At 61.5% G+C, this 25,726-nt stretch carries 20 protein-coding genes and 1 pseudogene; 19 read left to right on the top strand and 2 right to left on the bottom strand.

Annotation, left to right across the window (positions count from 1 at the left end):
• The 3 genes and pseudogenes from ACODSV_RS30650 to ACODSV_RS30640 form a co-directional block, all read left to right on the top strand.
• Positions 1-323, top strand: a pseudogene (locus ACODSV_RS30650) (hypothetical protein); the annotation flags it as partial.
• Between the two features lie 124 nt (positions 324-447).
• Positions 448-1,347 carry a CsgG/HfaB family protein gene (locus tag ACODSV_RS30645; protein WP_223817854.1) on the top strand — a complete coding sequence of 300 codons (900 nt, stop codon included), beginning with the start codon at positions 448-450 and terminating at the stop codon, positions 1,345-1,347.
• A gap of 108 nt (positions 1,348-1,455) precedes the next feature.
• On the top strand, positions 1,456-2,712 hold the full coding sequence (locus tag ACODSV_RS30640; protein ID WP_454843353.1) for a hypothetical protein: 1,257 nt from the start codon (positions 1,456-1,458) through the stop codon (positions 2,710-2,712).
• Positions 2,713-2,715: 3 nt separating this feature from the next.
• Here ACODSV_RS30640 and ACODSV_RS30635 read toward each other — a convergent pair whose 3' ends face one another.
• Together ACODSV_RS30635 and ACODSV_RS30630 are read right to left on the bottom strand one after the other, a co-directional pair.
• Entirely contained in the window at positions 2,716-5,994 is a 3,279-nt protein-coding gene (locus ACODSV_RS30635; protein ID WP_150055091.1) for an EAL domain-containing protein, read from the bottom strand.
• A gap of 66 nt (positions 5,995-6,060) precedes the next feature.
• Positions 6,061-6,951 carry a LysR family transcriptional regulator gene (locus ACODSV_RS30630; RefSeq protein WP_024076510.1) on the bottom strand — a complete coding sequence of 297 codons (891 nt, stop codon included), beginning with the start codon at positions 6,949-6,951 and terminating at the stop codon, positions 6,061-6,063.
• Between the two features lie 147 nt (positions 6,952-7,098).
• Between ACODSV_RS30630 and leuC the strand changes: the two genes are divergently transcribed.
• The 16 genes from leuC (at position 7,099) to ACODSV_RS30550 (ending at position 25,566) form a co-directional block, all read left to right on the top strand.
• Complete coding sequence (leuC, locus tag ACODSV_RS30625) at positions 7,099-8,517, top strand: 3-isopropylmalate dehydratase large subunit (RefSeq protein ID WP_024076509.1); 1,419 nt, start codon at positions 7,099-7,101, stop codon at positions 8,515-8,517.
• Between the two features lie 10 nt (positions 8,518-8,527).
• Positions 8,528-9,172, top strand: a complete 645-nt coding sequence (gene leuD, locus ACODSV_RS30620; RefSeq protein ID WP_024076508.1) for a 3-isopropylmalate dehydratase small subunit — start codon at positions 8,528-8,530, stop codon at positions 9,170-9,172.
• Positions 9,173-9,301: 129 nt separating this feature from the next.
• Positions 9,302-10,066, top strand: coding sequence for a class I SAM-dependent methyltransferase (locus ACODSV_RS30615; protein WP_102624574.1), 765 nt, complete (start codon positions 9,302-9,304; stop codon positions 10,064-10,066).
• A gap of 52 nt (positions 10,067-10,118) precedes the next feature.
• Positions 10,119-11,201, top strand: a complete 1,083-nt coding sequence (leuB, locus tag ACODSV_RS30610; RefSeq protein ID WP_024076506.1) for a 3-isopropylmalate dehydrogenase — start codon at positions 10,119-10,121, stop codon at positions 11,199-11,201.
• A 64-nt stretch (positions 11,202-11,265) separates the two neighbouring features.
• Positions 11,266-12,378 carry an aspartate-semialdehyde dehydrogenase gene (gene asd, locus ACODSV_RS30605; protein ID WP_024076505.1) on the top strand — a complete coding sequence of 371 codons (1,113 nt, stop codon included), beginning with the start codon at positions 11,266-11,268 and terminating at the stop codon, positions 12,376-12,378.
• A 249-nt stretch (positions 12,379-12,627) separates the two neighbouring features.
• The gene (locus ACODSV_RS30600) at positions 12,628-13,638 is read left to right on the top strand and encodes an aspartate-semialdehyde dehydrogenase (protein ID WP_150054393.1); all 1,011 of its coding nucleotides are present in this window, start codon (positions 12,628-12,630) and stop codon (positions 13,636-13,638) included.
• 162 nt (positions 13,639-13,800) lie between these two features.
• A complete protein-coding gene (locus ACODSV_RS30595) occupies positions 13,801-16,380 on the top strand; it encodes a FimV/HubP family polar landmark protein (RefSeq protein WP_150095350.1) in 2,580 nt (859 codons plus the stop codon).
• 231 nt (positions 16,381-16,611) lie between these two features.
• A complete protein-coding gene (gene truA, locus ACODSV_RS30590) occupies positions 16,612-17,436 on the top strand; it encodes a tRNA pseudouridine(38-40) synthase TruA (RefSeq protein WP_041160982.1) in 825 nt (274 codons plus the stop codon).
• A gap of 63 nt (positions 17,437-17,499) precedes the next feature.
• A complete protein-coding gene (locus ACODSV_RS30585; protein WP_150054395.1) occupies positions 17,500-18,132 on the top strand; it encodes a phosphoribosylanthranilate isomerase in 633 nt (210 codons plus the stop codon).
• Positions 18,133-18,376: 244 nt separating this feature from the next.
• Entirely contained in the window at positions 18,377-19,297 is a 921-nt protein-coding gene (accD, locus tag ACODSV_RS30580; protein WP_024076500.1) for an acetyl-CoA carboxylase, carboxyltransferase subunit beta, read from the top strand.
• On the top strand, positions 19,294-20,601 hold the full coding sequence (folC, locus tag ACODSV_RS30575; protein WP_024076499.1) for a bifunctional tetrahydrofolate synthase/dihydrofolate synthase: 1,308 nt from the start codon (positions 19,294-19,296) through the stop codon (positions 20,599-20,601). Before accD ends, folC begins: the two co-directional genes overlap by 4 nt.
• The gene (locus ACODSV_RS30570; protein ID WP_150054396.1) at positions 20,585-21,244 is read left to right on the top strand and encodes an SPOR domain-containing protein; all 660 of its coding nucleotides are present in this window, start codon (positions 20,585-20,587) and stop codon (positions 21,242-21,244) included. The genes folC and ACODSV_RS30570 overlap by 17 nt, the downstream gene beginning before the upstream one ends.
• A gap of 164 nt (positions 21,245-21,408) precedes the next feature.
• Positions 21,409-21,966 carry a CvpA family protein gene (locus ACODSV_RS30565; RefSeq protein ID WP_024076497.1) on the top strand — a complete coding sequence of 186 codons (558 nt, stop codon included), beginning with the start codon at positions 21,409-21,411 and terminating at the stop codon, positions 21,964-21,966.
• Positions 21,967-22,007: 41 nt separating this feature from the next.
• Positions 22,008-23,513 (top strand): amidophosphoribosyltransferase, encoded by a 1,506-nt coding sequence (purF, locus tag ACODSV_RS30560; protein ID WP_024076496.1) that lies wholly within the window; start codon positions 22,008-22,010, stop codon positions 23,511-23,513.
• 65 nt (positions 23,514-23,578) lie between these two features.
• Positions 23,579-24,790 carry an O-succinylhomoserine sulfhydrylase gene (locus tag ACODSV_RS30555; protein WP_150055582.1) on the top strand — a complete coding sequence of 404 codons (1,212 nt, stop codon included), beginning with the start codon at positions 23,579-23,581 and terminating at the stop codon, positions 24,788-24,790.
• An 11-nt stretch (positions 24,791-24,801) separates the two neighbouring features.
• Positions 24,802-25,566: an SDR family oxidoreductase gene (locus ACODSV_RS30550; protein WP_150055581.1), complete on the top strand. Its 765-nt coding sequence runs from the start codon at positions 24,802-24,804 to the stop codon at positions 25,564-25,566.
• The last annotated feature ends 160 nt before the right edge of the window (positions 25,567-25,726 follow it).

Here is a 25,726-nt window from a genome sequence, read left to right as displayed (position 1 = left end):
AGCTGGATGTGAACCCCGGCGTAACGCCCAACCCCAAGCCTGAGGTCCAGCCAGGGATAACGCCAAGCCCACGGCCAGAGGTCAAGCTGGATGTGAACCCCGGCGTAACGCCCAACCCCAAGCCTGAGGTCCAGCCAGGAATAACCCCAAGCCCACGGCCGGAGGTCAAGCTGGATGTGAAACCCAACGTAAAGCCAACCCCTGAGGTCATGCCGCAACCGACACCTCCGGTTATCCCGGATTTAACCAGTCCAAGCCCAGCTGATAATCGATTTGATCCAAGGGACTGGCGGTTCGCGCCACGTCCGAAGTCCATGTCCTGACTCAGCTGATCTCGATACTTTGAATAGAACGCGTACTTCTTGAACTTAAAGTTTAGAGAAGTGCCTGCTCGTGGAGGACTATATGTCGTGTTGTTCAATTAATAATGTTGCACGTGTCGTGGATGTGCGCCAGGTATTGCCTATTGATTCTTTGAATGCCAGCAATGAACCAACCCCGCCATCCATTACTGCCGAGCGTGGTATTCGCTTCGCACCTACTGTGCAAGGAAGTACGACTGGAGTGGGTGATAATTCAGAAGCTATCAATACAATGATGGCGCTGTTTTCTTCGTTTTTTACTCAGTTGATTAACTTGCTGTCTGAGAGGAAAGAAAAAACAGTCCCCGATATACCGCCTCCGCGCCCCGAGGTGGCACCGCGAGTGGTACCAGAACCTGTGGCGCCACGGCCGGCGCCTGCGGTGAATATCCCAGGCCTTTCGAATAAGCGAAACGGCACCAAGCCGGACAATATCTGGAGCGGGTTTCGCCAGGGGCCCGATGGCAACTGTGTGACGGTGTCGGCCATTAAGGCCGCGATGCATCGATTCGGCCAAAGCCCTACGGATATTTTCAAGGAGGTGCAAAGAACTGGCGATGGTTATCAAGTGATCATGCGCGATGACTTCAGGCTTACCCTGAGTGATCGTGAATTGATCGAAGGTGCGCGGGGCGCGAAGTTTATCGGGGCCGACAAAGGCATGCTTCAGGATGCGCAGTTTCTCTTCGCCGCCAGTGCCAAGCGGGCACAGATGGAAAACAACGATCGTACGGCGAGCCGCAGTTATCAGGCCGCGATCCGCAGTTTGAACGATGGCGAGGATGAGACCGGGCCAGGGGAGGGTTTTTTGCGACTGGGGTTAAGGAAGCACATGAAGCGCGTCGCCGTCAGTGAGCTCGCTCGCGGGCAACTGGGGATGTGCAATCGAACCGGGCATTCGGTGGCGGTCATCAATGGTCGTGAGGAGTTATGGGGCCGCCAAGGCTCGGCTCCTACCCAAGGCCAGGCCGTAGCGCTTATGTGACTGACGTGAATTGAACGCTGCAGCCTTCTTGGGCGCACTCGATCAACGCTAGGGGGGGCGTCCTGGCTGCGCGTTCTGCGGTTTCGATAAACACCAGGAATCCAGCAGATGAATATCTCGGTATTGGCTCGTCCGGTGACTCCGGTGAGTGTGCAAGGCCAGGCTTTGTCGGAGCTTTCTTCGAAGCATGCAGGGGAAAAGCCCGCCGACATCGCCCGGGCATTTAACGCGACGCAACGTCGGTTCGGCGAGCATTTTGATTGCAGCAGCCATGCGGCGGTCATCAAGTTGATGATGATGACCTTCGGACAACATCCTGCTGGGATGTTCAACGAGGTCAAGCGTTCAGGTGATGGCTATGAAGTCACGATGAAGGATGAATTCAAGGTTCGTCTTTCGCGCCAGGAAATGGAACAGGCGGCGCAGGCCTCACGCTTTGCCGGTGAGGACGACGGTGCGGTCAGGGATGCCAACTTTGTGTTCGCCGCCTTTGTGAAACGCAAGCAGATGACCCACGGCTACTCGACGTTTGGCGCGGCCTTGTCAAAGACCGTCGAGGGCGAGACGCTCAAGCGGTGTTTGCAGGGCATGGGGGTGTACGGCCTTTCGCAGTTTGTCTCGTCGAACGACATGAAGCTCAACGGGGCGGTGGGCGTCATGCAGACGCATGACTTTGGTGCCGCGTTAGTCAAAGAGGGGGGCAGGCATCAGGACTACGGGTATGTATTGTTTGACGATAGGAAACCGCTGCGCAGCGATGCCCGGGCGGTGTCCCATGAGGCCGAAAACCCGTCGCCTGGGCAAATCTGGGAGGGGTTCTATCAAGGTGCGGAAGGTAATTGCGTCACCGTTTCAGCGATCAAGGCGGCCCTGATGCGCTTCGGGCAGGACACCCAGGGTATCTATAAGCACATTCACCTCACCCCGGATGGCTTTGACGTGACCATGCGGGATTCCTTCAGGCTGCAATTGAGCCATGATGAAGTCAGCCAGGCGACACAAGCCTCGAACTTTCGTGGCGCCCACCCGCAATTGCTGAGCTATGCGAACTTTCTGTACGCCGTCAGCGCCAAGCGCGCGCAATTGGAGAATAACGATTCGCGGGCCGGGCAGGGTTATGCGGTGGCTTTGGAAACCCTCAACGACGGGGAAACGCCAGGGGAGGCGCTGCGGCGTCTCGGGCTGTTTGGCTATATGCGCGAAAGTACTGTTGAGGAGCTGGCGAACGGTGCGATCGGTACCCTGGCGGACAGTTTCCATTCGGTCGCGGTGGTCAACGGTGCGGTTGACTACTATGGGCAAAAACACCGCCTGGCGTCATCGCGATGGATGAATACCGGGTTGCGGGCCTTGAAGCTGGCGTGAGGGTTATTCCAGCAACCGTCTGAACGCTTCGATCGGCAATGGCCGGCTGTGCAAATACCCTTGGAACAAATGGCACCCCAGCTTTTGCAGGAACGCCAGTTGCTCCGCGGTCTCCACCCCTTCGGCGATGACTTCCAGGTTCAGGCTGCGGGCCATGGCCACGATGGCACGGATGATTTCCGCGTCGTTGGGGTCGTGGGTGGCATCGCGGACAAAGGACTGATCGATCTTCAGCGCATCCACCGGCAGGCGCTTGAGGTAAGTCAGGGAGGAATAACCGGTGCCGAAATCGTCCATGGCAAAGCTGACGCCGAGTTTTTTCAGGCGACGCATCTTGGCCACGGTGTCTTCCAGGTTCTGGATCACGATGCCTTCGGTGATTTCCAGTTTCAGCAGGCTGTGGGGCAGTTGATGTTGCTTGAGGCTGTGCTCCACCCGTTCGACAAAATCGGCCTGGCGAAACTGCCGGGGGCTGATGTTCACGCACAGGCTGAAGTTCAGCGGGTCTACCAGACCTTCGGTAATCAGTTGCTGAAACGCGGCGCAGGCTTCATCGAGGATCCAGGTGCCCACTTCGAGGATCAGGCCACTGTCTTCCAGGACCTTGATAAATTCCGATGGCGACTGTGCGCCCAGCTGCGGATGCTGCCAGCGCACCAGGGCCTCGGCACCGACAATCTTGTTGCCGCGCGCATCCACCTGGGGCTGGTAATGCACGCTGAATTCGCCGCGTGACAGGGCCAGGCGCAGGTCGGTTTCCATGCGCAGCCGCTCGCTGGCGGTCTTCTGCATGCTGTTGTGGAACATCTGCGTGGTGTTGCGCCCGGAATCCTTGGCGCGATACAGGGCGATGTCGGCACGCTTGAGCAGGTCCGCCGGGGTCGAGCCATGGTCGGGAATCAGCGCTACGCCAATGCTCGGCGTGACTTGCAGCCGATGGCCGTCGAGGAACATCGGTTCCGAGAGCAGTTCGCGCAGGGTATCGGCCAGTTCCTGAACCTGGGCGCTGACTGCCGTGCGGGTGCCGTCCAGGCCGCTGAGCAGCACCACGAATTCATCGCCTCCCAGGCGCGCCACGGTGTCTTCCATGCGCACGCTGGCTTCCAGGCGGGCAGTGACGATTTTCAACACGGTGTCGCCCACCGGATGGCCGAGGGAGTCGTTGATGTGCTTGAAGTGATCGAGGTCGAGAAACAGCAGGGCGCCGCGCAAATTATGGCGCTTGAGCAAGGCAATCTGTTGGCTCAGCCGGTCCATCAGCAAGGCGCGGTTGGGCAGGTTGGTCAGCGGGTCGTGATAGGCCAGGTGGCGAATCTGAGCCTGCGCGTTTTTCAGCAGGCTCACGTCCCGAGCGGTCAGCAGCAGGCACGGGGTTTCATTGAGAGTGATCGGTTCGACCGACACTTCCACCGTCAATACCTCGCCGCGCTTGTTGTGCCAGAGCATTTCCAGGTGATGGATGCGCCCCTTGAGCTGCAATTCGGCCAGCAGCGCGGCGCGTTGTTTTTCATCGGCCCAGATGCCGATCTGGTAGAGCGTCAGGCCGATGGCTTCTTCGGCGCGAAAACCGGTCAGGCGGCAGAAGCCATCGTTGACTTCCACATAGCGGCCGGTGTCGCGCTCGGTGATGGAAATCGCGTCGGGGCTGGAGTGGAACGCCTTGGCGAATTTTTCTTCGCTGGCCTTCAGCGCGGCTTCCGAGCGTTGCTGCTGGGTGATGTCCCGCAGCGTCGTGACGATGCACGGCTGGTCGCCGACCTTGATCAGTCGGCTGGAAATCACGCACGTCAGGCTTTGGCCGTCCTTGTGGTGCACCACGATGGCGACATTGTTCAGCGCCTGGTCGCGTATGACTTGTTCGATTCGTTGCAGGCGCCTGCTCGACTCATCCCACAGGCCGATCTGTTCGGCGCTCTTGTCGAGCACTTCGGCGGCGGTGAAGCCAAAGGTCTGGGTGAAGGCCGGGTTGATTTCGATAAACGCGCCACTTTCCAGGCAAGTGACGCAAATCGGGTCGGGGCTGGCCTGGAACAGGCTGGCGAATTTTTCTTCGGAGGCGGTCAGCCGTTGTTCGCGCTCGACCTGGTCGGTGATATCCAGCAGGGTGCCGGCCATGCGCAGCGGAGCGCCTTTTTCGTCGCGGTACAGGCGCGCGCGGCTTTCCAGGTAGCGTGAGCTGCCGTCTTCCAGTTGCACGCGGTAAGTCAGTTGATAATTGCCGGCCGGGCCTTCGCGCAGGGTGCGGTAGGCGTTGCGCATGTTCTCGCGCTCTTCCTTGGGCATGCCCTCGAAAAATGCCTCGAAGGATTCATGGAAGGGCTCGGCCGGCAGGCCATGCAGCTGGGCGGCACGGGCTGAGCCGTAGAGCATGCCGCTGGGGATATGCCAATCCCAGGTGCCCAACTGCGCCGAGTCCAGCGCCAGGTCGAGGCGTTCCTGGCTGTCCTTGAGGGCCTGCTCGGCGTTTTTGCGTTCGGTGGTGTCGAGGAAGGTGCTGAGCAAATAGGCCTCGCCCTCCAGCTCGACCTTTTGCGCGCTGAGGGTGCCATCGTGGATCTGTCCACTGCTGGCGCAGAACTGTACTTCCATGGTGATGGGTTCACCTTTGCGCTGGGTCGCCTTGACCAGTTGCGCGCGTTGCTCGGGATGGCGCCACAGGCCCAGTTCCAGGGTGGTGCGGCCTATCGCTTCGGCCAATGGCCAGCCGAACAGCATCTGGAAATACTGGTTGGCCTCGCTGATCAGGCCATCCGACTGGCGGGTCAGCAGGACCATGTTCGGGCACAGGTGAAACAGCGTCGCGAAGCGTTTTTCGGAGTGGCTGAGGGCGTGTTCCCGTTCGCGTTGGCGGGTGGTCTCGCGGATCACCCCGATCATGCGGCGCCGGCCGGCCTTGTCCGGTGCCAGGCTGCCGTTGATCTCCAGCCAGTGGTGGCTGCCATCCGGCCATTGGATGTGGTGGTGCATGGCCTGTTCGAACGGCTCGCCGGCCAGCACCGCGTGAAAGGCCCGAACGACCCGGGCGCGATCCTGCGGTGCCAGCAGGTCAAGGTAATCCACGTCCCTGGGCAGCGGCTGGTGGGGGTCGAAGCCAAACAGCGCCTGGGTGCCTCGGGACCAACTGATCCGGCCGGTTTCGATTTCCCAGCACCACGCTCCCAGCCGTGCGGCGTTCAGAGCTGCCAGCAACTGCGGAGCGCTGTCCCAGCTTCGTTCCGCTTCTTGAGGGTCAAGGGCGTAGATGCGGGGTAGGGGTGGCACGGAATCGACGGGGTTGCGCATTATCAAAGGGCCTTGGCTCGATGGGCAAACAGCGCGGGTTCAGTCAGGCCTTGAGGCCGCACAGTGTCATGCCGATGCTCCTGGCAGATCGACTTGTGCATCCAGCAGGCTCATGAACGCCCGCGCAGCGTTCGACAGCGTCCTTTCAGTGTGCACGATATAGCCTAGCTGGCGACTGAGTTGTATGCCCGGCAAAGCGATACTTGCCACCTGGTCATCGAGCATTGTGCGCGGCAGCACGCTCCAGGCCAGGCCAATGGAAACCATCATCTTGATGGTTTCCAGGTAGTTAGTGCTCATGGCGATGTTTGGCGTCAGGCCCTGGGCCTCGAACAAGCGGCTGACAATATGATGGGTAAAGGTATTGCCGCCGGGAAAGACCGCCGGGTGCCCGGCGATATCGGCCAGGTTGACCGGGCCGTTGCTGATCAGGCTGTGCTCCGGTGCCACCACGAAATCCAGCGGGTCGTCCCACACAGGAGTGGCGCGCACCAGGTTGTGGGGGGCGGGCGCCAGGGTGATCACCGCCACTTCGGCGCGACCGTGCAGAATTTCATCATAGGCGACCTCCGAATCGAGAAACTGGATGTCCAGTGCCACGTTCGGGTACGTGCGGGTGAACGTGCGCAATACCGGCGGCAGACGGTGCAGGCCGATATGGTGGCTGGTGGCCAAGGTGAGGCGCCCGCTGACTTCGCCGGTGAGGTTGGTGAGGGCGCGGCGGGTGTCGTCCAGCACGTTGAGAATCTGATAGGCGCGCGGCAGCAGGGCACGGCCGGCCTCGGTCAGGCCGACTTCACGGCCCAGGCGATCGAATAAACGCACCTTCAATTGCTGTTCCAGGCCGGCGATGCGCTTGCTGATGGCCGGTTGGGTCAGGTGCAGGCGTTCACCGGCGCCGGAGAAGCTGCCGGTCTCGGCGATGGCAATAAAGGCATTGAGGTTGGCCAGGTCCATTGTTGTATTCCAGTTGGTAATCCAAAGCATAAAAAATATGAATTTGAGTTATTTAATGTAGCGCCATACCATCAGCCTCACAAGCCAAAGGGTTATTGAATGTCTCAAGACCCAGGGCATAGAAATACCGCTGATGAGGACCGACTGATGGCCGGCAAAACGCTTTACGACAAGCTTTGGGATTCCCATGAAGTGAAACGGCGCGACGATGGCTCGTCGCTGATCTATATCGACCGTCACATCATCCATGAAGTGACCTCGCCCCAAGCGTTCGAAGGCCTGCGGCTGGCCGGGCGCAAGCCCTGGCGCGTCGACTCCATCATCGCCACCCCGGACCACAACGTGCCGACCACCCCGGAACGCAAGGGCGGGATCGACGCCATTGTCGACACGGTGTCGCGTTTGCAGGTACAGACCCTCGACGATTACTGCGACGAATATGGCATCACCGAATTCAAGATGAATGACGTGCGTCAAGGGATCGTTCACGTGATTGGCCCGGAGCAGGGCGCCACCTTGCCGGGCATGACCGTGGTCTGCGGCGACTCCCACACCTCGACCCACGGTGCGTTCGGCGCCTTGGCCCATGGCATCGGCACCTCCGAGGTGGAACATGTGTTCGCCACCCAGTGCCTGGTCGCCAAAAAAATGAAGAACATGTTGGTGAAGGTCGAAGGCAAGTTGCCGTTCGGCGTCACCGCCAAGGACATCGTGCTCGCGGTGATCGGCAAGATCGGCACCGCCGGCGGTAACGGCCATGCCATCGAGTTCGCCGGCAGCGCCATTCGCGACCTGTCCATCGAAGGCCGCATGACCATCTGCAATATGTCCATCGAAGCTGGCGCCCGTGTGGGGATGGTGGCGGCGGACGAAAAAACCATCGAATACGTCAAAGGTCGTCCATTCGCCCCGAAAGGCGCTGATTGGGACGCGGCTGTCGAAGCCTGGAAAGACCTGGTCTCCGACGCCGATGCGGTGTTCGACACCGTGGTCGAGTTGGACGCTGCCCAGATCAAGCCGCAAGTCAGCTGGGGCACCTCGCCGGAAATGGTCCTGGCCGTCGACCAGAACGTGCCGGACCCGGCGCAGGAAGCCGACCTGGTCAAGCGTGGCTCCATCGAGCGTGCATTGAAGTACATGGGCTTGAAAGCCAACCAGGCGATCACCGACATCCAGTTGGATCGCGTGTTTATCGGCTCCTGCACCAACTCGCGGATCGAAGACCTGCGCGCTGCGGCGGTGATCGCCAAGGGCCGTAAAGTCGCCTCGACCATCAAGCAAGCCATCGTGGTGCCGGGGTCGGGCCTGGTCAAGGCGCAAGCCGAAGCGGAAGGCTTGGACAAGATCTTCCTCGACGCCGGTTTTGAATGGCGTGAGCCGGGCTGCTCGATGTGCCTGGCGATGAACCCGGACCGCCTGGAGTCCGGCGAGCATTGCGCGTCCACCTCCAACCGTAACTTTGAAGGGCGCCAGGGCGCCGGTGGTCGTACCCACCTGGTCAGCCCGGCCATGGCCGCCGCGGCTGCCGTCAACGGTCGTTTCATCGACGTTCGCGAATTGATCTGAGGAATACCCGATGAGAGCTTTTACCCAACACACAGGCCTTGTCGCGCCGTTGGACCGTGCCAACGTGGACACCGACCAGATCATCCCCAAGCAGTTCTTGAAGTCGATCAAGCGCACCGGTTTCGGCCCTAACCTGTTCGACGAGTGGCGCTACCTGGACGTGGGCTACGCCTACCAGGACAACTCCAAGCGCCCGTTGAACAAGGACTTCGTGCTCAACGCCGAGCGCTACCAGGGCGCCAGCGTGCTGCTGGCCCGCGAGAACTTCGGCTGCGGCTCCAGCCGTGAGCACGCGCCGTGGGCCCTGGAAGAATATGGCTTTCGCAGCATCATCGCGCCGAGCTATGCCGACATCTTCTTCAACAACAGCTTCAAGAACGGCCTGTTGCCGATCATCTTGAGCGATGCGGAAGTGGATGAGCTGTTCAAAGCGGTGGAAGCCGATGTGGGTTATCAGTTGACCATTGACCTGGCCGCGCAAACCGTGACCCGCCCGGATGGCAAGGTGTATCACTTTGAAGTCGATGCGTTCCGCAAGCACTGCCTGCTCAACGGCCTGGACGATATCGGCCTGACCTTGCAGGACGGCGATGCGATTGCGGCGTTTGAAGCCAAGCACCGGGCGAGCCAGCCATGGTTGTTTCGTGACGCCTGAATTGATGTAGGCAGGACCGGCCTCATCGGGGGCAAGCCCTCTCCCACATTTGGAATGCGTTCCCCTGTGGGAGGGGGCTTGCCCCCGATAGGGCCGGTACTAGCAACACAACCCTTGAAGGATGCCACCATGACCAACACCGCCCATACCCAAGTCGTGCAAAAACAATTCGGCGAACAAGCCTCTGCCTACCTGAGCAGTGCCGTGCACGCCCAAGGCACCGAATTCGCGTTGCTCCAGGCCGAACTGGCCGGGCAGGGCGCTGCGCGACTGCTGGACCTGGGTTGCGGTGCCGGTCACGTGAGTTTCCATGTGGCCCCGCTGGTCAAGGAAGTGGTGGCCTACGACCTGTCCCAGCAGATGCTCGACGTGGTGGCAGCCGCTGCCAAGGATCGTGGCCTGGGCAACATCAGCACCGTGCACGGCGCTGCCGAGCGCCTGCCGTTTGCCGATGGCGAATTCGACTTCGTGTTCAGCCGCTATTCGGCGCACCATTGGAGCGACCTCGGCCTGGCCCTGCGCGAAGTCCGTCGGGTGCTCAAGCCGGGCGGCGTGGCGGCGTTTGTAGACGTCTTGTCACCGGGCAGCCCGCTGTTGGACACTTACCTGCAAACCGTCGAAGTGCTGCGCGATACCAGCCACGTGCGCGATTATTCCGCCGCCGAGTGGATGCGCCAGCTCAGCGAAGCCGGCTTGCATGTGCGCAACAGCAGTCGCCAGCGCCTGCGCCTGGAATACAGCTCATGGGTCGAGCGCATGCGCACGCCACCGGCCTTGCGTGCTGCGATCCTGCAACTGCAGCAGGCAATGGGCCAGGAAGTGCGCGATTACTACGAAATTCAGGCCGACGGCACCTTCAGCACCGACGTACTGGTGGTCTGGGCCGAACGCTGATTATTTTTCCCGACCTGCCCACGGGCGGGTCGCTTGATGAAATGAGGAACGCATGAGCAAGCAGATTCTGATTCTCCCTGGCGACGGTATTGGCCCGGAAATCATGGCCGAAGCGGTCAAGGTCCTGGAACTGGCCAACACCAAGTACAGCCTGGGCTTCGAATTGAGCCACGACGTGATCGGCGGCGCGGCCATCGACAAGCACGGCGTGCCTCTGGCCGATGAAACCCTGGACCGCGCCCGTGCGGCCGACGCTGTGCTGCTCGGCGCCGTGGGTGGCCCGAAATGGGACAAGATCGAGCGTGATATCCGCCCTGAGCGCGGCCTGCTGAAGATCCGTGCGCAACTGGGCCTGTTCGGCAACCTGCGCCCGGCGATTCTCTACCCGCAACTGGCCGACGCTTCCAGCCTCAAGCCGGAAGTGGTGGCGGGCCTGGATATCCTGATCGTGCGTGAGCTGACCGGCGGTATCTACTTCGGCTCGCCACGTGGCGTGCGTGAGTTGGAAAATGGTGAGCGTCAGGCCTACGACACCCTGCCGTACAGCGAGAGTGAAATCCGCCGTATCGCCCGTGTCGGTTTCGACATGGCCCGTGTGCGCGGCAAGAAAATTTGCTCGGTGGACAAGGCCAACGTCCTGGCGTCCAGCCAACTGTGGCGCGAAATCGTTGAAGAAGTGGCCAAGGACTACCCGGACGTCGAACTGAGCCACATGTACGTCGACAACGCCGCCATGCAACTGGTGCGCGCGCCGAAGCAGTTTGACGTGATCGTTACCGACAACCTGTTCGGCGACATCCTGTCCGACCAGGCCTCGATGCTCACCGGTTCCATCGGCATGCTGCCGTCGGCGTCCCTGGACACCCACAACAAGGGCATGTACGAGCCATGCCACGGGTCGGCACCGGACATCGCCGGCCAGGGTATCGCCAACCCGTTGGCGACCATTTTGTCGGTGTCGATGATGCTGCGCTACAGCTTCAACCAGGGCATTGCGGCGGACGCGATCGAGAAGGCGGTGAGCCTGGTGCTGGACCAAGGCCTGCGCACGGGCGACATCTGGTCGCAGGGTTGCACCAAAGTCGGTACGCAAGAAATGGGCGACGCAGTAGTCGCCGCGTTGCGGAATCTGTAATCTCTCGGGCCCGCTTGCAGTTGTTGCTGCAAGGCGGCCCACTTTTTAACAAGGTGTAGTTGCGATGAAACGTGTAGGTCTGATCGGTTGGCGCGGTATGGTCGGTTCCGTGCTCATGCAGCGGATGCTGGAAGAGCAGGATTTCGATCTTATCGAGCCGGTGTTTTTCACCACCTCGAACGTGGGTGGCCAAGGGCCGTCCGTGGGCAAGGATATTGCCCCGCTCAAGGACGCCTACAGCATTGACGAGCTCAAAACCCTCGACGTGATCCTGACCTGCCAGGGTGGCGACTACACCAGCGAAGTCTTCCCCAAGCTGCGCGACGCCGGCTGGCAGGGTTATTGGATCGACGCCGCGTCGAGCCTGCGCATGCAGGACGACGCCGTGATCATCCTTGACCCGGTCAACCGCAAGGTCATCGACCAGCAGCTGGACGCAGGTACCAAGAACTACGTCGGCGGCAACTGCACCGTCAGCCTGATGCTGATGGGCCTGGGCGGCTTGTTCGAAGCCGGCCTGGTCGAGTGGATGAGCGCCATGACGTATCAGGCAGCCTCCGGTGCCGGCGCGCAGAACATGCGTGAGCTGATCAAGCAGATGGGCGCGACCCACGCGGCGGTCGCCGATCAACTGGCCGATCCGGCCAGCGCGATCCTCGACATCGACCGCCGCGTGGCCGAAGCCATGCGCAGCGACGCGTACCCGACCGAGAACTTCGGCGTGCCGTTGGCTGGCAGCCTGATCCCGTGGATCGACAAAGAGCTGCCGAACGGCCAGAGCCGTGAAGAGTGGAAGGCCCAGGCCGAAACCAACAAGATCCTCGGCCGCTTCAAGAGCCCGATCCCGGTGGATGGCATCTGCGTACGCATCGGCGCCATGCGCTGCCACAGCCAGGCGCTGACCATCAAGCTGAACAAAGACGTGCCGATCGCCGATATCGAAGGGCTGATCAGCCAGCACAACCCTTGGGTCAAGCTGGTGCCGAACAACCGCGACATCAGCATGCAGGAGCTGAGCCCAACCAAGGTCACCGGCACCCTGAATGTACCGGTGGGCCGTCTGCGCAAGTTGAACATGGGCACCCAGTACCTGGGCGCGTTTACCGTCGGCGACCAACTGCTGTGGGGCGCGGCCGAGCCGCTGCGTCGCATGCTGCGGATCCTGCTGGAGCGTTGATCGCCTGAGGCAATACAAGAAACCCGCGACTGGTGACAGGCGCGGGTTTTTTGTTGTTCTTTCGGGCGCTATCGGGGGCAAGCCCCCTCCCACATTCGACCGAATTCCAACGTTGAAATGCTGTTCACTGTGGGAGGAGGCTTGCCCCCGATAGCATCATCAGCCCCACCACCAGCCCCAGCTTAATTGCCTGCCCCCCCAAGCACCCGGTAAAGTGCCGCTCCCCCCGCAATGCCCGAGGCAGCCTCCATGACCCAGACCTTTGATATCGCCGTGATCGGCGCCACCGGCACCGTTGGCGAAACCCTGGTACAGATTCTCGAAGAGTTGAATTTCCCGGTCGGCGTCCTGCATCTGTTAGCGGGCAGCAATTCTGCCGGTGCGTCGGTGCCGTTTCGTGGCAAGAACGTGCGCGTGCGCGAAGTCGATGAGTTCGATTTCAGCAAGGCGCAACTGGCCTTCTTCGCGGCCGGTCCGGCGGCGACACTGAGCTTTGCGCCGCGTGCCACGGCGGCCGGATGTTCGGTGATCGACCTGTCGGGAGCCTTGCCCGCCGATCAGGCACCCCGGGTGGTGCCGGAGGCCAATGCCCACGTGCTCGAGGGTCTGAAAGCGCCATTCCAGCTGAGCAGCCCGAGCCCGTCCGCGACCAACCTCGCCGTCGTCCTGGCGCCGTTGCGCGGTTTGCTGGATATCCAGCGGGTCGCCGTCACCGCCAACCTGGCGGTCTCGGCCCAAGGCCGTGAAGCGGTCAGCGAACTGGCCCGGCAAACCGCCGAGCTGTTGAATGTGCGCCCGCTGGAGCCGCAGTTCTTTGATCGGCAGATGGCCTTCAACCTGCTGGCACAAGTCGGCAAGCCAGACGCCCAAGGTCATACAGCCTTGGAGAAACGTCTCGTACACGAACTGCGTGCCGTGCTGGAAACTCCTTTGCTAAAGATTTCCGCAACTTGCGTTCAAGCCCCGGTGTTTTTTGGCGATAGCCTGACTGTGTCCTTGCAATTGGGCGCGCCGGTCGACCTTGCCGCCGTTAACCGTGTGCTTGAAGCGGCACCGGGCATCGAGCTGGTGGAAGAGGGTGATTACCCGACTGCCGTGGGCGATGCGGTGGGTCAGGATGTGGTGTATGTAGGACGGGTTCGCGCCGGTGTGGACGATCCGGCGGAACTTAATTTGTGGCTGACGTCAGATAACGTACGCAAAGGCGCCGCCCTGAATGCCGTGCAACTGGCGCAGTTGTTGATAAAAGGCCTTGTGTAAAAGATACTTGGCGGCAATTTGTAGATTGATTCTAACCAGGCGCTATGCTTGGCCCCAAGCAGGAACAGAAGCGCGTCGGTGACCTATCGGCTCGCCATGCCTTATGGCAGCGGTTACCAACCTTCTCGCAGGCCGGGGAGTGTTCAAACAAAGGATGAGGCTATGGTTCAAGTTCGCAAACTGGTGTTAGCAATAGCGGCCGCCTCGGCGCTGTCCTCCGGTATGGCGCAGGCGCTGCAGCTGGGGGAGATGACCCTCAAGTCGAAGTTGAACCAGCCATTGTCGGTGGAAATCGAATTGCTCGATGTCGGCGGCCTCACAGCCTCCGAGATCACGCCGAGCCTGGCTTCATCCCAGGCGTTCGTGGATGCCGGCGTCGATCGCCAGGCATTCCTCAACGACCTGACATTCACGCCGGTGATCAATCCCAACGGCCGCAGTGTGGTGCGTGTCACCTCCAGCAAGCCGCTGCCGGACTCCTATGTGCGCTTCCTGTTGCAGGTGCAATGGCCCAATGGTCGCCTCATGCGCGACTACAGCGTGCTGCTCGACCCGGCCAAGTTCGACCAGCAGGCGCCAGCCGCCGCAGCCCCTACAGCTCCAGCAGCCCCCGCGCCGCGCCTGAGTGCGCCGGCCAATACGGCGCCCGCCGTGAGCAAGCCCGCCCAGCATACGACTACCTCCCACGACACCCTGTGGGAAATTGCCGAGAAGTACCACAATGGCGGTTCGGTACAGCAGACGATGCTGGCCATCCAGGCACTGAACCCCGACGCCTTTATCGACGGCAATATCAACCGCTTGAAAACCGGCAAGGTGCTGCGCCTGCCGGACACGGTACAAAGCACGGCACTCGCGCAACCCAAGGCGATCGCCGAAGTGTCGGCGCAGAACCTCGCCTGGCGCCAGGGGCGCCGTACGGCGAGCAATCAAGCCGCGGGCAAGCAGCAACTGGATGCCACCAGGCGCACCCAGGCAGGCAATGCGCCGTCGAGCACCAATGCCAAGGACAACTTGAGCCTGGTCTCGGCCGATGCGAAGAAGGGCGCCAAGGGCAAGGCGGGCGATAGCCAGGCCCTGAGCGACAAACTGGCGATGACCCAGGAACAACTGGACACCACCCGTCGCGACAACGAAGAACTGAAAAGCCGTGCTGCCGACCTGCAGAGCCAGTTGGACAAGCTGCAAAAGCTGATCCAGCTGAAAAATGATCAATTGGCCAGGCTGCAGGCGGATAAATCGGCTGCCCCGGCGACGGCGGCGATGCCTGCTCAGTTGGCGGTTGACCCGGCCACCGCGGCGGCAGCACCGGCTGCAACGCCGGCCGCTCCGGCCCCTGCCGAGCCTTCGCCCGCCCCCATCAAGGCGGATGCCGCCCCGACCACTGCCGAAGGCAAATTCAACGACCTGCTGACCAACCCGATAGTCCTGGGGGTGATCGGCGGTGCCGCTGGCTTGTTGGTGTTGTTGCTCCTGTTGCTGTGGGCACGCCATCGCAACGCGCGCCGCGAAGAGGAAAAGCACCTGCGCATGGCGCGGGCCCTGGCCGAAGAGCCGGAATTCACCTCGAATATCGATCAAGACCTGCCGCCGGACAGCTTCGAGGGCCTTGAGGTCACGCCGCCGAACGTCAAGCTGGCGGCGGCTCCTGCGCCGGCTCCCGCTCCCGCTGCGGTCGTGGTGCCGAGCGTGGCGTCAGTGCTGTCGCCGCTGGCGGTCGCGGTCGCACCCGAGCACTCGTCCGATGCCTTGGCTCAGGCCCAGTCCCATATCGACCGTGGCCACCTGAATCAGGCCGCCGATGTTCTGGAGCAGGCGATCAAGCATGAACCCAAGCGCAGCGACCTGCGTTTGAAGCTGATGGAAGTCTACGGCCTGCAAAGTGACAAGGACGGCTTCGTGACCCAGGAGCGCCAGCTGGTGGCCAATGGTGAAAACCATGCCCAGGTCGAGCAGCTCAAGTCGCGCTTCCCGGCCATGGCCGTGTTGGCGGCGGGTGTAAGCGCTGCGGTAGCCGCTGCCGCGCTGGACGCTCAATACGTCAAGGACCTGCTGGAAGACAAGCCAGCGCCAACGCCAGCGCCTGCGCCGGTGGCTGAAGCCGATGCGCTCGACACTGACTTCGACCTCAGCCTGGATGACCTGGAAGCGGCCTCGCCAGCGAACCTGGAAGACGAATTGAGTTTCGAGTCGGTCCTGCAGCAGCAGACAGAAGCCAAGGCAAGCCAGGACGACTTGTCGGATTTTGACCTGGACCTGCAACTCGATGCGCCGTCTGCGCTGTCTGATGATGACTTCCTCTCCGGTCTTGAGGAGCAGATGAAGGATGCGCCGGCGGTCGAACCGCCGACACTGACGCCGGCCGCGTTGGACGACTTCGATCTGCCTGAAGACTTTGACCTGTCCCTGGCCGATGAGCCAGAGGCTCCGGCGACGGCCAAGCCTGATGGCTTCGCTTCCGAACTGGATGATGTCAACGCCGAGCTCGACCGCCTGTCCCAGAGCTTGGAAAACCCGCCGATCGAGCCTTCCTTCACCGCTGAAGATGCAGCGTTGGGTGGCGATGAGCCGGAATTCGATTTCCTTTCCGGGACCAATGAGGTCGCCACCAAGCTGGACCTGGCCCAGGCCTATATCGACATGGGCGATGCTGATGGCGCGCGGGATATCCTCTCCGAAGTGCTGACCGAAGGCGATGATGGCCAGCGCAGCGAAGCCAAGGAAATGCTCGGCAAAATCTGAAGTTCGACGCACGTCCAGTGTGGGAGGGGGCTTGCTTCCGATAGCAGTGGGTCAGCAAGTACATGTGCTGACTGATCCACTGCTGTCGGGAGCAAGCCCTCTTCCGTATCTGGTTGGCGTCAATCCCTAACAAAAGCGCACGCCACGCAGCTGCCGCATTTATAATGGCCGCCTTTGCGCAACTCATCAGGCTCTCAGTTCTTGGCAAATATAGATAACGCGGCCGCCGAAATGGCGGCCGCAGGCTTTTACCGGATCGCCCTGGGCGTGGAATACAAAGGTTCGCGCTACCGCGGCTGGCAGCGCCAGGCGTCGGGTGTGCTGACGGTGCAGGAAACCTTGGAGAACGCGCTGTCGAAAGTCGCCGACTCACCGGTCTCGCTGATGTGCGCCGGGCGCACCGATGCGGGCGTACACGCGTGTGGCCAGGTGGTGCACTTCGACACTCAGGCTGAGCGTTCGATGAAGGCGTGGGTCATGGGCGCCAATATCAATTTGCCCCATGATGTCAGCGTCAGCTGGGCCAAGGTCATGCCTGCGCATTTTCATGCGCGCTTCAAGGCCATCGCCCGGCGCTATCGCTATGTGATCTACAACGACCAGATCCGTCCGGCGCACCTCAACGAAGAAATTACCTGGAACCACCGTCCGCTGGATGCCGAGCGCATGGCCGAAGCAGCGCAGCACTTGGTCGGTGTCCACGATTTCAGTGCGTTCCGTGCCGGTCAGTGCCAGGCCAAGTCGCCGATCAAGGAAGTCCACCACCTGCGGGTAACCCGCCATGGCAAGATGATTGTGCTGGATATCCGCGCGGGGGCGTTCCTGCACCATATGGTGCGCAATATTGCCGGCGTACTGATGACCATCGGCACCGGCGAGCGGCCGGTTGAGTGGGCCAAGGAAGTGCTGGAAAGCCGCATTCGCCGTACCGGCGGCGTCACGGCCCATCCGTTCGGCCTGTACCTGGTGGATGTGGAGTACCGCGACGAGTTCGAGCTGCCGCAGCGTTTCATCGGACCACACTTCCTCACAGGTTTCAGCGAACTTGGCGGCTGACGCCCGGAAAAGCTTTTGTTACCATCCGGGACTTTCTCGGTTTCCCCCTGAGGTTTCTACAATATGTCTGCCGTTCGCAGCAAGATTTGCGGGATTACCCGCATAGAAGACGCGCTGGCGGCCGTCGAGGCGGGGGCGGATGCCATTGGCTTGGTGTTTTATGCCAGGAGCCCACGGGCGGTGAATGTGTTGCAGGCGCGGGCTATCATCGCCGCGTTGCCGCCGTTCGTGACCACTGTCGGCTTGTTCGTCAACGCCAGCCGCTGCGAACTCAACGAAACCCTGGATGCCGTACCGCTGGACATGCTGCAGTTCCACGGCGACGAAACCCCTGATGAATGCGAAAGCTATCAACGCCCATATATCAAGGCGTTGCGGGTCAAGGCCGGTGACGATATCGCGGGTGCCTGCGCTGCTTATACTGGTGCACGCGGGATTTTGCTGGACACCTATGTCGAGGGGGTACCTGGCGGCACGGGCGAAGCGTTCGACTGGACGCTGATTCCCGAGGGGCTGAGCAAGCCGATCATCCTGGCGGGTGGGCTCAATCCCGCGAATGTCGGGGCGGCGATCGCGCAGGTTCGCCCGTATGCCGTGGATGTCAGCGGTGGCGTAGAGCAGGGCAAGGGCATCAAGGACCACAGCAAGATTCGCGCATTCATGCAGGCCGTGCGCAACAGCAGGGAGGCGATGTGACGGCGGGCAGTCTGCCGCCGTCCATAGTGACCACTGTGTAAAACAGCCCGGTGCCGCCTGCGGGAGGCCCGGAAATGAAGTGGCGACCGTGCATTGGCCGGTTGTCTGGAAGGCTGAGGATGCATGCGGGAAATGGCTGGTCGAACGCCTGACCCCGTCCAGCATGTGTCATCGCCACATATGAATTTAGCTCAAGGGCATACGCGGGGCTGTGTTCAAGCCACCGGTACTGGAGAAAGAAAGCATGAGCAACTGGTTAGTAGACAAACTGATCCCTTCGATCATGCGTTCCGAGGTGAAAAAAAGCTCGGTTCCTGAAGGTCTGTGGCACAAGTGCCCATCCTGCGACGCGGTGCTGTACCGCCCGGAACTGGAAAAGACCCTGGACGTTTGCCCCAAGTGCAACCATCACATGCGTATTGGCGCGCGCGCCCGCATCGACATCTTCCTCGACGCCGATGGCCGTAACGAGCTGGGCGCTGACCTTGAACCGGTTGACCGCCTCAAGTTCCGCGACGGCAAGAAGTACAAGGACCGTTTGACCGCTGCGCAGAAGCAGACCGGTGAGAAGGATGCGCTGATTTCCGTCAGCGGCAAGCTGCTGGGCATGCCGGTGGTGGTGTCTGCGTTTGAATTTTCCTTCATGGGCGGCTCCATGGGTGCCATCGTCGGTGAGCGTTTTGTACGTGCCGCCAACTACGCCCTGGAAAACCGTTGCCCGATGATCTGCTTCGCCGCCTCCGGTGGTGCGCGTATGCAGGAAGCCTTGATCTCCTTGATGCAAATGGCCAAGACCTCCGCGGTATTGGCGCGTCTGCGCGAAGAAGGTATTCCGTTCATCTCCGTACTGACTGATCCGGTCTACGGCGGCGTTTCCGCCAGCCTGGCGATGCTGGGGGATGTGATCGTTGGCGAGCCAAAAGCCCTGATCGGCTTTGCCGGGCCGCGAGTGATCGAGCAGACCGTTCGCGAAAAACTGCCCGAAGGCTTCCAGCGCAGCGAGTTCTTGCTGGAGCACGGCGCGATCGACCTGATCATCCCGCGCGGTGAGCTGCGTCCACGCCTGGGTAGCCTGCTGGCGCAGATGATGGGCCTGCCGACGCCGGTCTACGTTGCTCCGAAGGTTGAGCCGATGGTCGTGCCGCCGGTGCCAGCAAACCTATGACCCAACGTACCCTGGGCGAATGGCTCGCCTACCTGGAGCAGTTGCATCCGTCCGCCATCGACATGGGCCTGGAGCGCTCGCAACAGGTAGCGGCCCGCCTTGGGTTGGGCCGCCCGGCACCGCGCGTGATCACGGTGACCGGCACCAACGGCAAGGGCTCTACTTGTGCCTTTGTCGCGGCGCTGCTGCAAGCTCAAGGGCTGAAAGTGGGCGTCTATAATTCCCCGCACCTGCTGCGTTACAACGAGCGGGTGCAACTCAATGGCGTCGAAGCCACTGACCAGCAACTCTGCGAAGCCTTCGCGGCCCTCGATGCAGGGCGTGGCGAGATCTCCCTGACCTACTTCGAAATGGGCACCCTGGCGGCGTTCTGGCTGTTCGAGCGTGCGCAACTGGACGTGGTTGTGCTGGAAGTCGGGCTGGGCGGGCGCCTGGACACGGTCAACGTGGTGGATGCCGACTTGGCGCTGGTCACCAGCATCGGTGTCGATCATGCCGATTACCTGGGTAATACCCGCGAGTCCGTGGCCTATGAAAAGGCCGGGATCTTTCGCCGGGGCAAGCCAGCGCTGTGCGGCGACCTGGATCCGCCCCATACCTTGCTCGACAAGGTGCGCGAGCTGGATTGTCCGTTCTTCCTGCGCGGGCATGAATTCAATCTTGAGATTGGCGCTGAGCATTGGCAATGGCGCGGGCGTGATGCGCGCGGCCAAGTGGTCGAACTGCATGATTTGCCGCTGCTGAACCTGCCGATGGAAAATGCGGCGCTCGCGCTGCAAGCCTACCTGCTGCTGGACTTGCCATGGGACGCCGAGCAGATTGCCGCGACGTTGTTGGCGACCCGGGTGGTCGGGCGCCTGGATCGCCGGGTGTTCAACTGGGCAGGCAAGCGCTTGAACCTGCTGCTGGACGTGGGTCATAACCCGCATGCGGCCCAATACCTGGCGCAGCGCCTATCGCGCACGCCGCCGGTGGGTCGTCGTCTGGCAGTTTTCGGTTTGTTGGCCGACAAGGACCTGGATGGCGTGGTTTCACCCTTGTTGGGCAGTGTCCAGGCGTGGGCGGTGGCGCCGCTGGATACGCCGCGCAGCCGTCCGGCTGCCGAACTGGTAGTGGCCTTGCAGAACCTTGGCGCGTCCGTGACGTCTTATGCAAGCGTTACCGCTGCCCTTGAGGCCCAGTGTGCGGTAGCAACGGCCGAGGATGAAATTCTGTTGTTCGGATCATTTTATTGTGTTGCCGAGGCGCTTGAGTGGTTGGCCCGGCGCTCCACGGAGGAAGCTGCACATGGCATTACTGGATAGCGCATACAAGCAGCGAATGGTCGGAGCCTTGGTGCTGGTGGCATTGGCGGTGATTTTCCTGCCGATGCTCTTCTCCCGCCAGGATGAACAGCGCCAGGTTGTCGTGGACGTGCCCGCAGCGCCCCAGGCTTCGGCCGTGCCGCAGGTGCAGGTTGAGCCGGTGGTGGTGCCGGAGCCGCAGGCATTGCCTGAGGAGGAGCCGGTGCCGACCGATGATGAAGTGGCCGCCCAGCAAGCGCCTTCGATGCCGGTGCAGCCAAGTGTGCCGGTGGTCAAGCCGACACCGGCTCCGGCTGCCGCCGCGAAGCCTGTTACGCCAGCCGCTGCGCCCAAGCCGGTCGCGCCGCAACCGGCTGCACCGGGCAAGCCGGATGTGGGCCAGAGCCGTATCGACCCTAATGGCCTGCCGATCAGTTGGTCGATTCAGGTCGCTAGCCTTGGCAATCGCGACGGTGCCGACGCCTTGCAGAAAAAACTGCGTAGCCAGGGGTATAACGCCTATATCCGCAGTGCCGATGGCAAGAATCGGGTGTTTATCGGGCCGCTGATCGAGCGCGCCGAGGCGGACCGCCTGCGGGATTTGCTGGATCGCCAGCAGAACCTGAAGGGGTTCGTCACCCGTTTCCAGCCTGAGCGCGGCTGAGTTCGCCTCGCGTTCAGCCTTGAATGCAGTCAAATGTGGGAGGGGGCTTGAAATGCGCTCAACTCGCCACAAACTATTGATTTGCAAAGCACCCGCAATCACAGCTTACCGATAGCCCGGAGCTCTGCTAAAATGCGCCGCCTCATCCGTCCGTAGGCTCAAACGTGCCATTTACCTGGGTTGATTGGGCGATTGTTGCAATCGTCGCCATCTCCGCTTTGATCAGTCTAAGCCGCGGCTTCGTCAAAGAAGCACTGTCGCTGCTGACCTGGATCATCGCAGGAGTCGTCGCCTGGATGTTCGGCGGTTCGCTGTCGGTCTACCTGAGCGGATACATCGAGACACCCTCGGCTCGCGTCATCGCGGGCTGCGCCATCATGTTCATCGCCACGCTGCTGGTGGGGGCAATGGTCAATTATCTTATTGGCGAGTTGATACGTGTCACCGGCCTCTCCGGGACCGATCGATTTCTCGGCATGGCCTTTGGCGCCGCGCGTGGCGCGTTGCTGGTGGTCGTGGCGGTCGGGCTGTTGAGCCTGGGGCCGGTACAGCAGGATGCATGGTGGCAGGAGTCGGTACTCGTGCCAAAATTTCTATTGGTTGCAGATTGGTCCAAGAACCTCATTCTGGGGTGGAGCAGTCAGTGGCTGGCCAGCGGAATCAGCGTACCCGCTGATCTTCCGTTCAAGGAACACCTCTTGCCGGCCAAAACGCCTCAGTAAGCAGTGTTCAGTCAAGATTCATTAAGTAGGGGTTGCGTCGCATGTGTGGCATCGTCGGTATCGTCGGTAAGTCGAACGTCAATCAGGCGCTGTATGACGCGCTAACCGTCCTCCAGCACCGCGGCCAGGACGCTGCCGGTATTGTGACCAGCCACGACGGCCGGTTATTCCTGCGCAAGGACAATGGGTTGGTACGTGACGTGTTCCATCAGCGTCACATGCAGCGCCTCGTCGGGCACATGGGCATTGGCCATGTGCGTTATCCGACTGCCGGTAGCTCGACCTCGGCCGAAGCTCAACCGTTCTACGTCAACTCGCCTTACGGCATCACCCTGGCGCACAACGGTAACCTGACCAACGTTGAACAACTGGCCAAGGAGATTTACGAATCTGACCTGCGCCACGTCAACACCAGTTCCGACTCGGAAGTGCTGCTCAACGTGTTCGCCCACGAGCTGGCCCAGCGCGGCAAGCTGCAGCCGACCGAAGAGGATGTGTTCGCCGCCGTGACCGACGTGCACAACCGTTGCGTCGGTGGTTACGCGGTGGTGGCCATGGTTACCGGCTATGGCATCGTCGGTTTCCGCGACCCGCACGGCATCCGCCCGATCGTGTTCGGCCAGCGTCACACCGACGAAGGCGTCGAGTACATGATTGCCTCCGAAAGCGTGTCCCTGGACGTGCTGGGCTTCACCCTGATCCGTGACCTGGCGCCGGGCGAAGCGGTGTACATCACCGAAGATGGCAAGCTGCATACCCGTCAGTGCGCTGTCGCGCCGAAACTCACCCCGTGCATCTTCGAACACGTCTACCTGGCGCGTCCGGATTCGATCATCGACGGCGTCTCGGTCTACAAGGCGCGCCTGCGCATGGGCGAGAAGCTGGCCGAGAAGATCCTGCGCGAGCGTCCTGAGCACGATATCGATGTGGTGATCCCTATTCCGGACACCAGCCGTACCGCCGCGCTGGAGCTGGCCAACCATCTGGGCGTCAAGTTCCGCGAAGGCTTCGTCAAGAACCGCTACATCGGCCGCACCTTCATCATGCCTGGCCAGGCGGCGCGCAAGAAGTCGGTACGCCAGAAGCTCAACGCCATTGAGCTGGAGTTTCGCGGCAAGAACGTGATGCTGGTGGACGACTCCATCGTGCGTGGCACCACGTGCAAACAGATCATCCAGATGGCCCGTGAAGCCGGTGCGAAGAACGTGTACTTCTGTTCCGCAGCGCCTGCCGTGCGCTACCCGAACGTATACGGCATCGACATGCCGAGCGCTCACGAACTGATCGCCCACAACCGTACGACCCAGGACGTCGCTGACCTGATTGGCGCCGACTGGTTGATCTACCAGGACCTGTCGGACCTGATCGAAGCGGTTGGCGGTGGCAAGATCAAGATCGACCAGTTCGACTGCGCCGTGTTCGACGGCAAGTACGTGACCGGGGATGTTGACGAGGCCTATCTGAACAAGATCGAGCAGGCGCGTAACGACTCGTCGAAGATCAAGACCCAGGCGGTCAGCGCGATCATCGATCTGTACAACAACTGAGTAGACACCGGCCCTGAGGGGCCGGTTTTGTATCTTAAATAAAGAATTGAGTAAGGAGTCGCAGCATGAGTCAGGAATGGGATGCCGGTCGGTTGGACAGCGACCTCGATGGCGTAGCTTTCGATACCCTGGCAGTGCGCGCTGGCCAGCACCGCACCCCCGAAGGTGAGCACGGTGATCCGATGTTCTTCACTTCCAGCTACGTGTTCCGCACTGCTGCCGACGCCGCCGCGCGTTTTGCCGGCGAAGTGCCGGGCAATGTCTATTCGCGCTATACCAATCCGACTGTGCGAGCGTTCGAAGAGCGTATTGCTGCGCTGGAAGGTGCTGAGCAGGCGGTAGCCACGGCTACCGGCATGGCGGCGATCCTGGCGGTGGTGATGAGCCTGTGCAGCGCCGGCGACCACGTGCTGGTGTCGCGCAGCGTGTTCGGTTCGACCATCAGCCTGTTCGAGAAGTATTTCAAGCGCTTCGGTATCGAAGTGGACTACGTGCCCCTGGCGGACCTCTCCGGTTGGGAATCGGCGATCAAGGCCAACACCAAGTTGCTGTTCGTCGAGTCGCCGTCCAATCCGTTGGCCGAGTTGGTGGATATCGCCGCGCTGTCCGAAGTGGCCCACGCCAAAGGCGCGATGCTGGTGGTCGACAACTGCTTCTGCACGCCTGCCTTGCAGCAGCCGCTGAAGTTGGGCGCGGACATTGTGGTGCACTCGGCGACCAAGTTTATCGACGGCCAGGGTCGTTGCATGGGCGGTGTTGTTGCCGGTCGCAGCGAGCAGATGAAGGAAGTGGTGGGCTTCTTGCGCACTGCTGGTCCGACCCTGAGCCCGTTCAACGCCTGGATCTTCCTCAAGGGGTTGGAAACCCTCAGCCTGCGGATGAAGGCCCATTGTGCCAACGCCCAGGCCCTGGCCGAATGGCTGGAGCAGCAGGATGGTATCGAGAAGGTTCACTACGCCGGTCTCAAGAGCCATCCACAACACGAGTTGGCCCAGCGCCAGCAGCGCGGTTTTGGCGCCGTGGTGAGTTTTGAAGTGAAGGGCGGCAAAGAGGGCGCCTGGCGCTTTATCGATGCGACGCGCCTGATCTCCATCACCGCCAACCTGGGTGATAGCAAGACCACGATTACCCACCCGAGCACCACCTCCCACGGCCGTCTTGCGCCACAAGAGCGTGAAGCGGCGGGTATTCGTGACAGCCTGATCCGCATTGCGGTGGGCCTGGAAGACGTGGCTGACTTGCAGGCTGACCTGTCTCGTGGGCTGGCGGCCTTGTGATCGAGTGGTCCATGGAGGCTGCAACAGCCAGTAACGGGCGTGTCGCCTTGGTGACGGGCGCTGCACGGGGCATTGGCCTGGGGATTGCGGCGTGGTTGATCAGCGAAGGCTGGCAGGTGGTATTGACCGACCTGGACCGCGAGCGCGGGTCCAAGGTGTCCGGGGTGCTGGGCGACAACGCCTGGTTTATTACCATGGACGTGGCAGATGAAAAGCAGGTCGCCCAGGGCGTGGCCGAAGTGCTCGGGCAATTCGGGCGCCTGGACGCGCTGGTCTGCAACGCAGCAGTGGCCGACCCGCGCAATATCACCTTGGAAAGCCTCGACCTGGCCTACTGGAATCGCGTGCTGGCGGTGAACCTCAGCGGGCCGATGCTGCTGGCCAAGCACTGCGCGCCTTACCTGCGTGCCCATGGGGGAGCCATCGTCAACCTGGCGTCGACCCGCGCTCGTCAGTCGGAGCCAGACACCGAAGCCTACGCCGCGAGCAAGGGTGGCCTGTTGGCGCTCACGCACGCCCTGGCGATGAGCCTTGGGCCGGAAGTGCGGGTCAATGCGGTCAGCCCTGGCTGGATCGATGCGCGTGACCCCGCTGCGCGACGTGCGGAACCACTGACCGATGCCGATCATGCCCAGCATCCGGCGGGGAGGGTTGGCACGGTGGAGGATGTGGCTGCGATGGTGGCATGGCTGCTGTCGCGTCAGGCTGGGTTTGTCACGGGGCAAGAGTTTGTGGTGGACGGTGGCATGAGCAAGAAGATGATTTACAGCGAGTAGGGCGATTAGCGCTCTTGAAGCAATTTTGTCTTTTTCAGAAAAACTTCAAGCGGGCTATTGACTTAGGTCCTCTACCTGCGTAAATTTCGCGGCCTCAACGAAGCAAAGGGTGATTAGCTCAGCTGGGAGAGCATCTGCCTTACAAGCAGAGGGTCGGCGG

This window comes from Pseudomonas sp. FG86 (assembly GCF_057808775.1).
This window is presented reverse-complemented; position numbering and strand designations above follow the sequence as displayed.

Excerpts from the sequence above, each read along its gene's own strand:
- ACODSV_RS30635 (WP_150055091.1), bottom strand. The coding sequence starts at position 5,994 with ATGCGCAACCCCGTCGATTCCGTGCCACCCCTACCCCGCATCTACGCC.
- asd (WP_024076505.1), top strand. The coding sequence starts at position 11,266 with ATGAAACGTGTAGGTCTGATCGGTTGGCGCGGTATGGTCGGTTCCGTG.
- purF (WP_024076496.1), top strand. The coding sequence starts at position 22,008 with ATGTGTGGCATCGTCGGTATCGTCGGTAAGTCGAACGTCAATCAGGCG.
- leuC (WP_024076509.1), top strand. The coding sequence starts at position 7,099 with ATGGCCGGCAAAACGCTTTACGACAAGCTTTGGGATTCCCATGAAGTG.
- ACODSV_RS30585 (WP_150054395.1), top strand. The coding sequence starts at position 17,500 with ATGTCTGCCGTTCGCAGCAAGATTTGCGGGATTACCCGCATAGAAGAC.
- ACODSV_RS30550 (WP_150055581.1), top strand. The coding sequence starts at position 24,802 with ATGGAGGCTGCAACAGCCAGTAACGGGCGTGTCGCCTTGGTGACGGGC.
- folC (WP_024076499.1), top strand. The coding sequence starts at position 19,294 with ATGACCCAACGTACCCTGGGCGAATGGCTCGCCTACCTGGAGCAGTTG.
- ACODSV_RS30570 (WP_150054396.1), top strand. The coding sequence starts at position 20,585 with ATGGCATTACTGGATAGCGCATACAAGCAGCGAATGGTCGGAGCCTTG.
- leuB (WP_024076506.1), top strand. The coding sequence starts at position 10,119 with ATGAGCAAGCAGATTCTGATTCTCCCTGGCGACGGTATTGGCCCGGAA.
- accD (WP_024076500.1), top strand. The coding sequence starts at position 18,377 with ATGAGCAACTGGTTAGTAGACAAACTGATCCCTTCGATCATGCGTTCC.
- leuD (WP_024076508.1), top strand. The coding sequence starts at position 8,528 with ATGAGAGCTTTTACCCAACACACAGGCCTTGTCGCGCCGTTGGACCGT.
- ACODSV_RS30630 (WP_024076510.1), bottom strand. The coding sequence starts at position 6,951 with ATGGACCTGGCCAACCTCAATGCCTTTATTGCCATCGCCGAGACCGGC.
- ACODSV_RS30615 (WP_102624574.1), top strand. The coding sequence starts at position 9,302 with ATGACCAACACCGCCCATACCCAAGTCGTGCAAAAACAATTCGGCGAA.
- ACODSV_RS30555 (WP_150055582.1), top strand. The coding sequence starts at position 23,579 with ATGAGTCAGGAATGGGATGCCGGTCGGTTGGACAGCGACCTCGATGGC.
- ACODSV_RS30640 (WP_454843353.1), top strand. The coding sequence starts at position 1,456 with ATGAATATCTCGGTATTGGCTCGTCCGGTGACTCCGGTGAGTGTGCAA.
- ACODSV_RS30600 (WP_150054393.1), top strand. The coding sequence starts at position 12,628 with ATGACCCAGACCTTTGATATCGCCGTGATCGGCGCCACCGGCACCGTT.
- truA (WP_041160982.1), top strand. The coding sequence starts at position 16,612 with ATGGCGGCCGCAGGCTTTTACCGGATCGCCCTGGGCGTGGAATACAAA.
- ACODSV_RS30595 (WP_150095350.1), top strand. The coding sequence starts at position 13,801 with ATGGTTCAAGTTCGCAAACTGGTGTTAGCAATAGCGGCCGCCTCGGCG.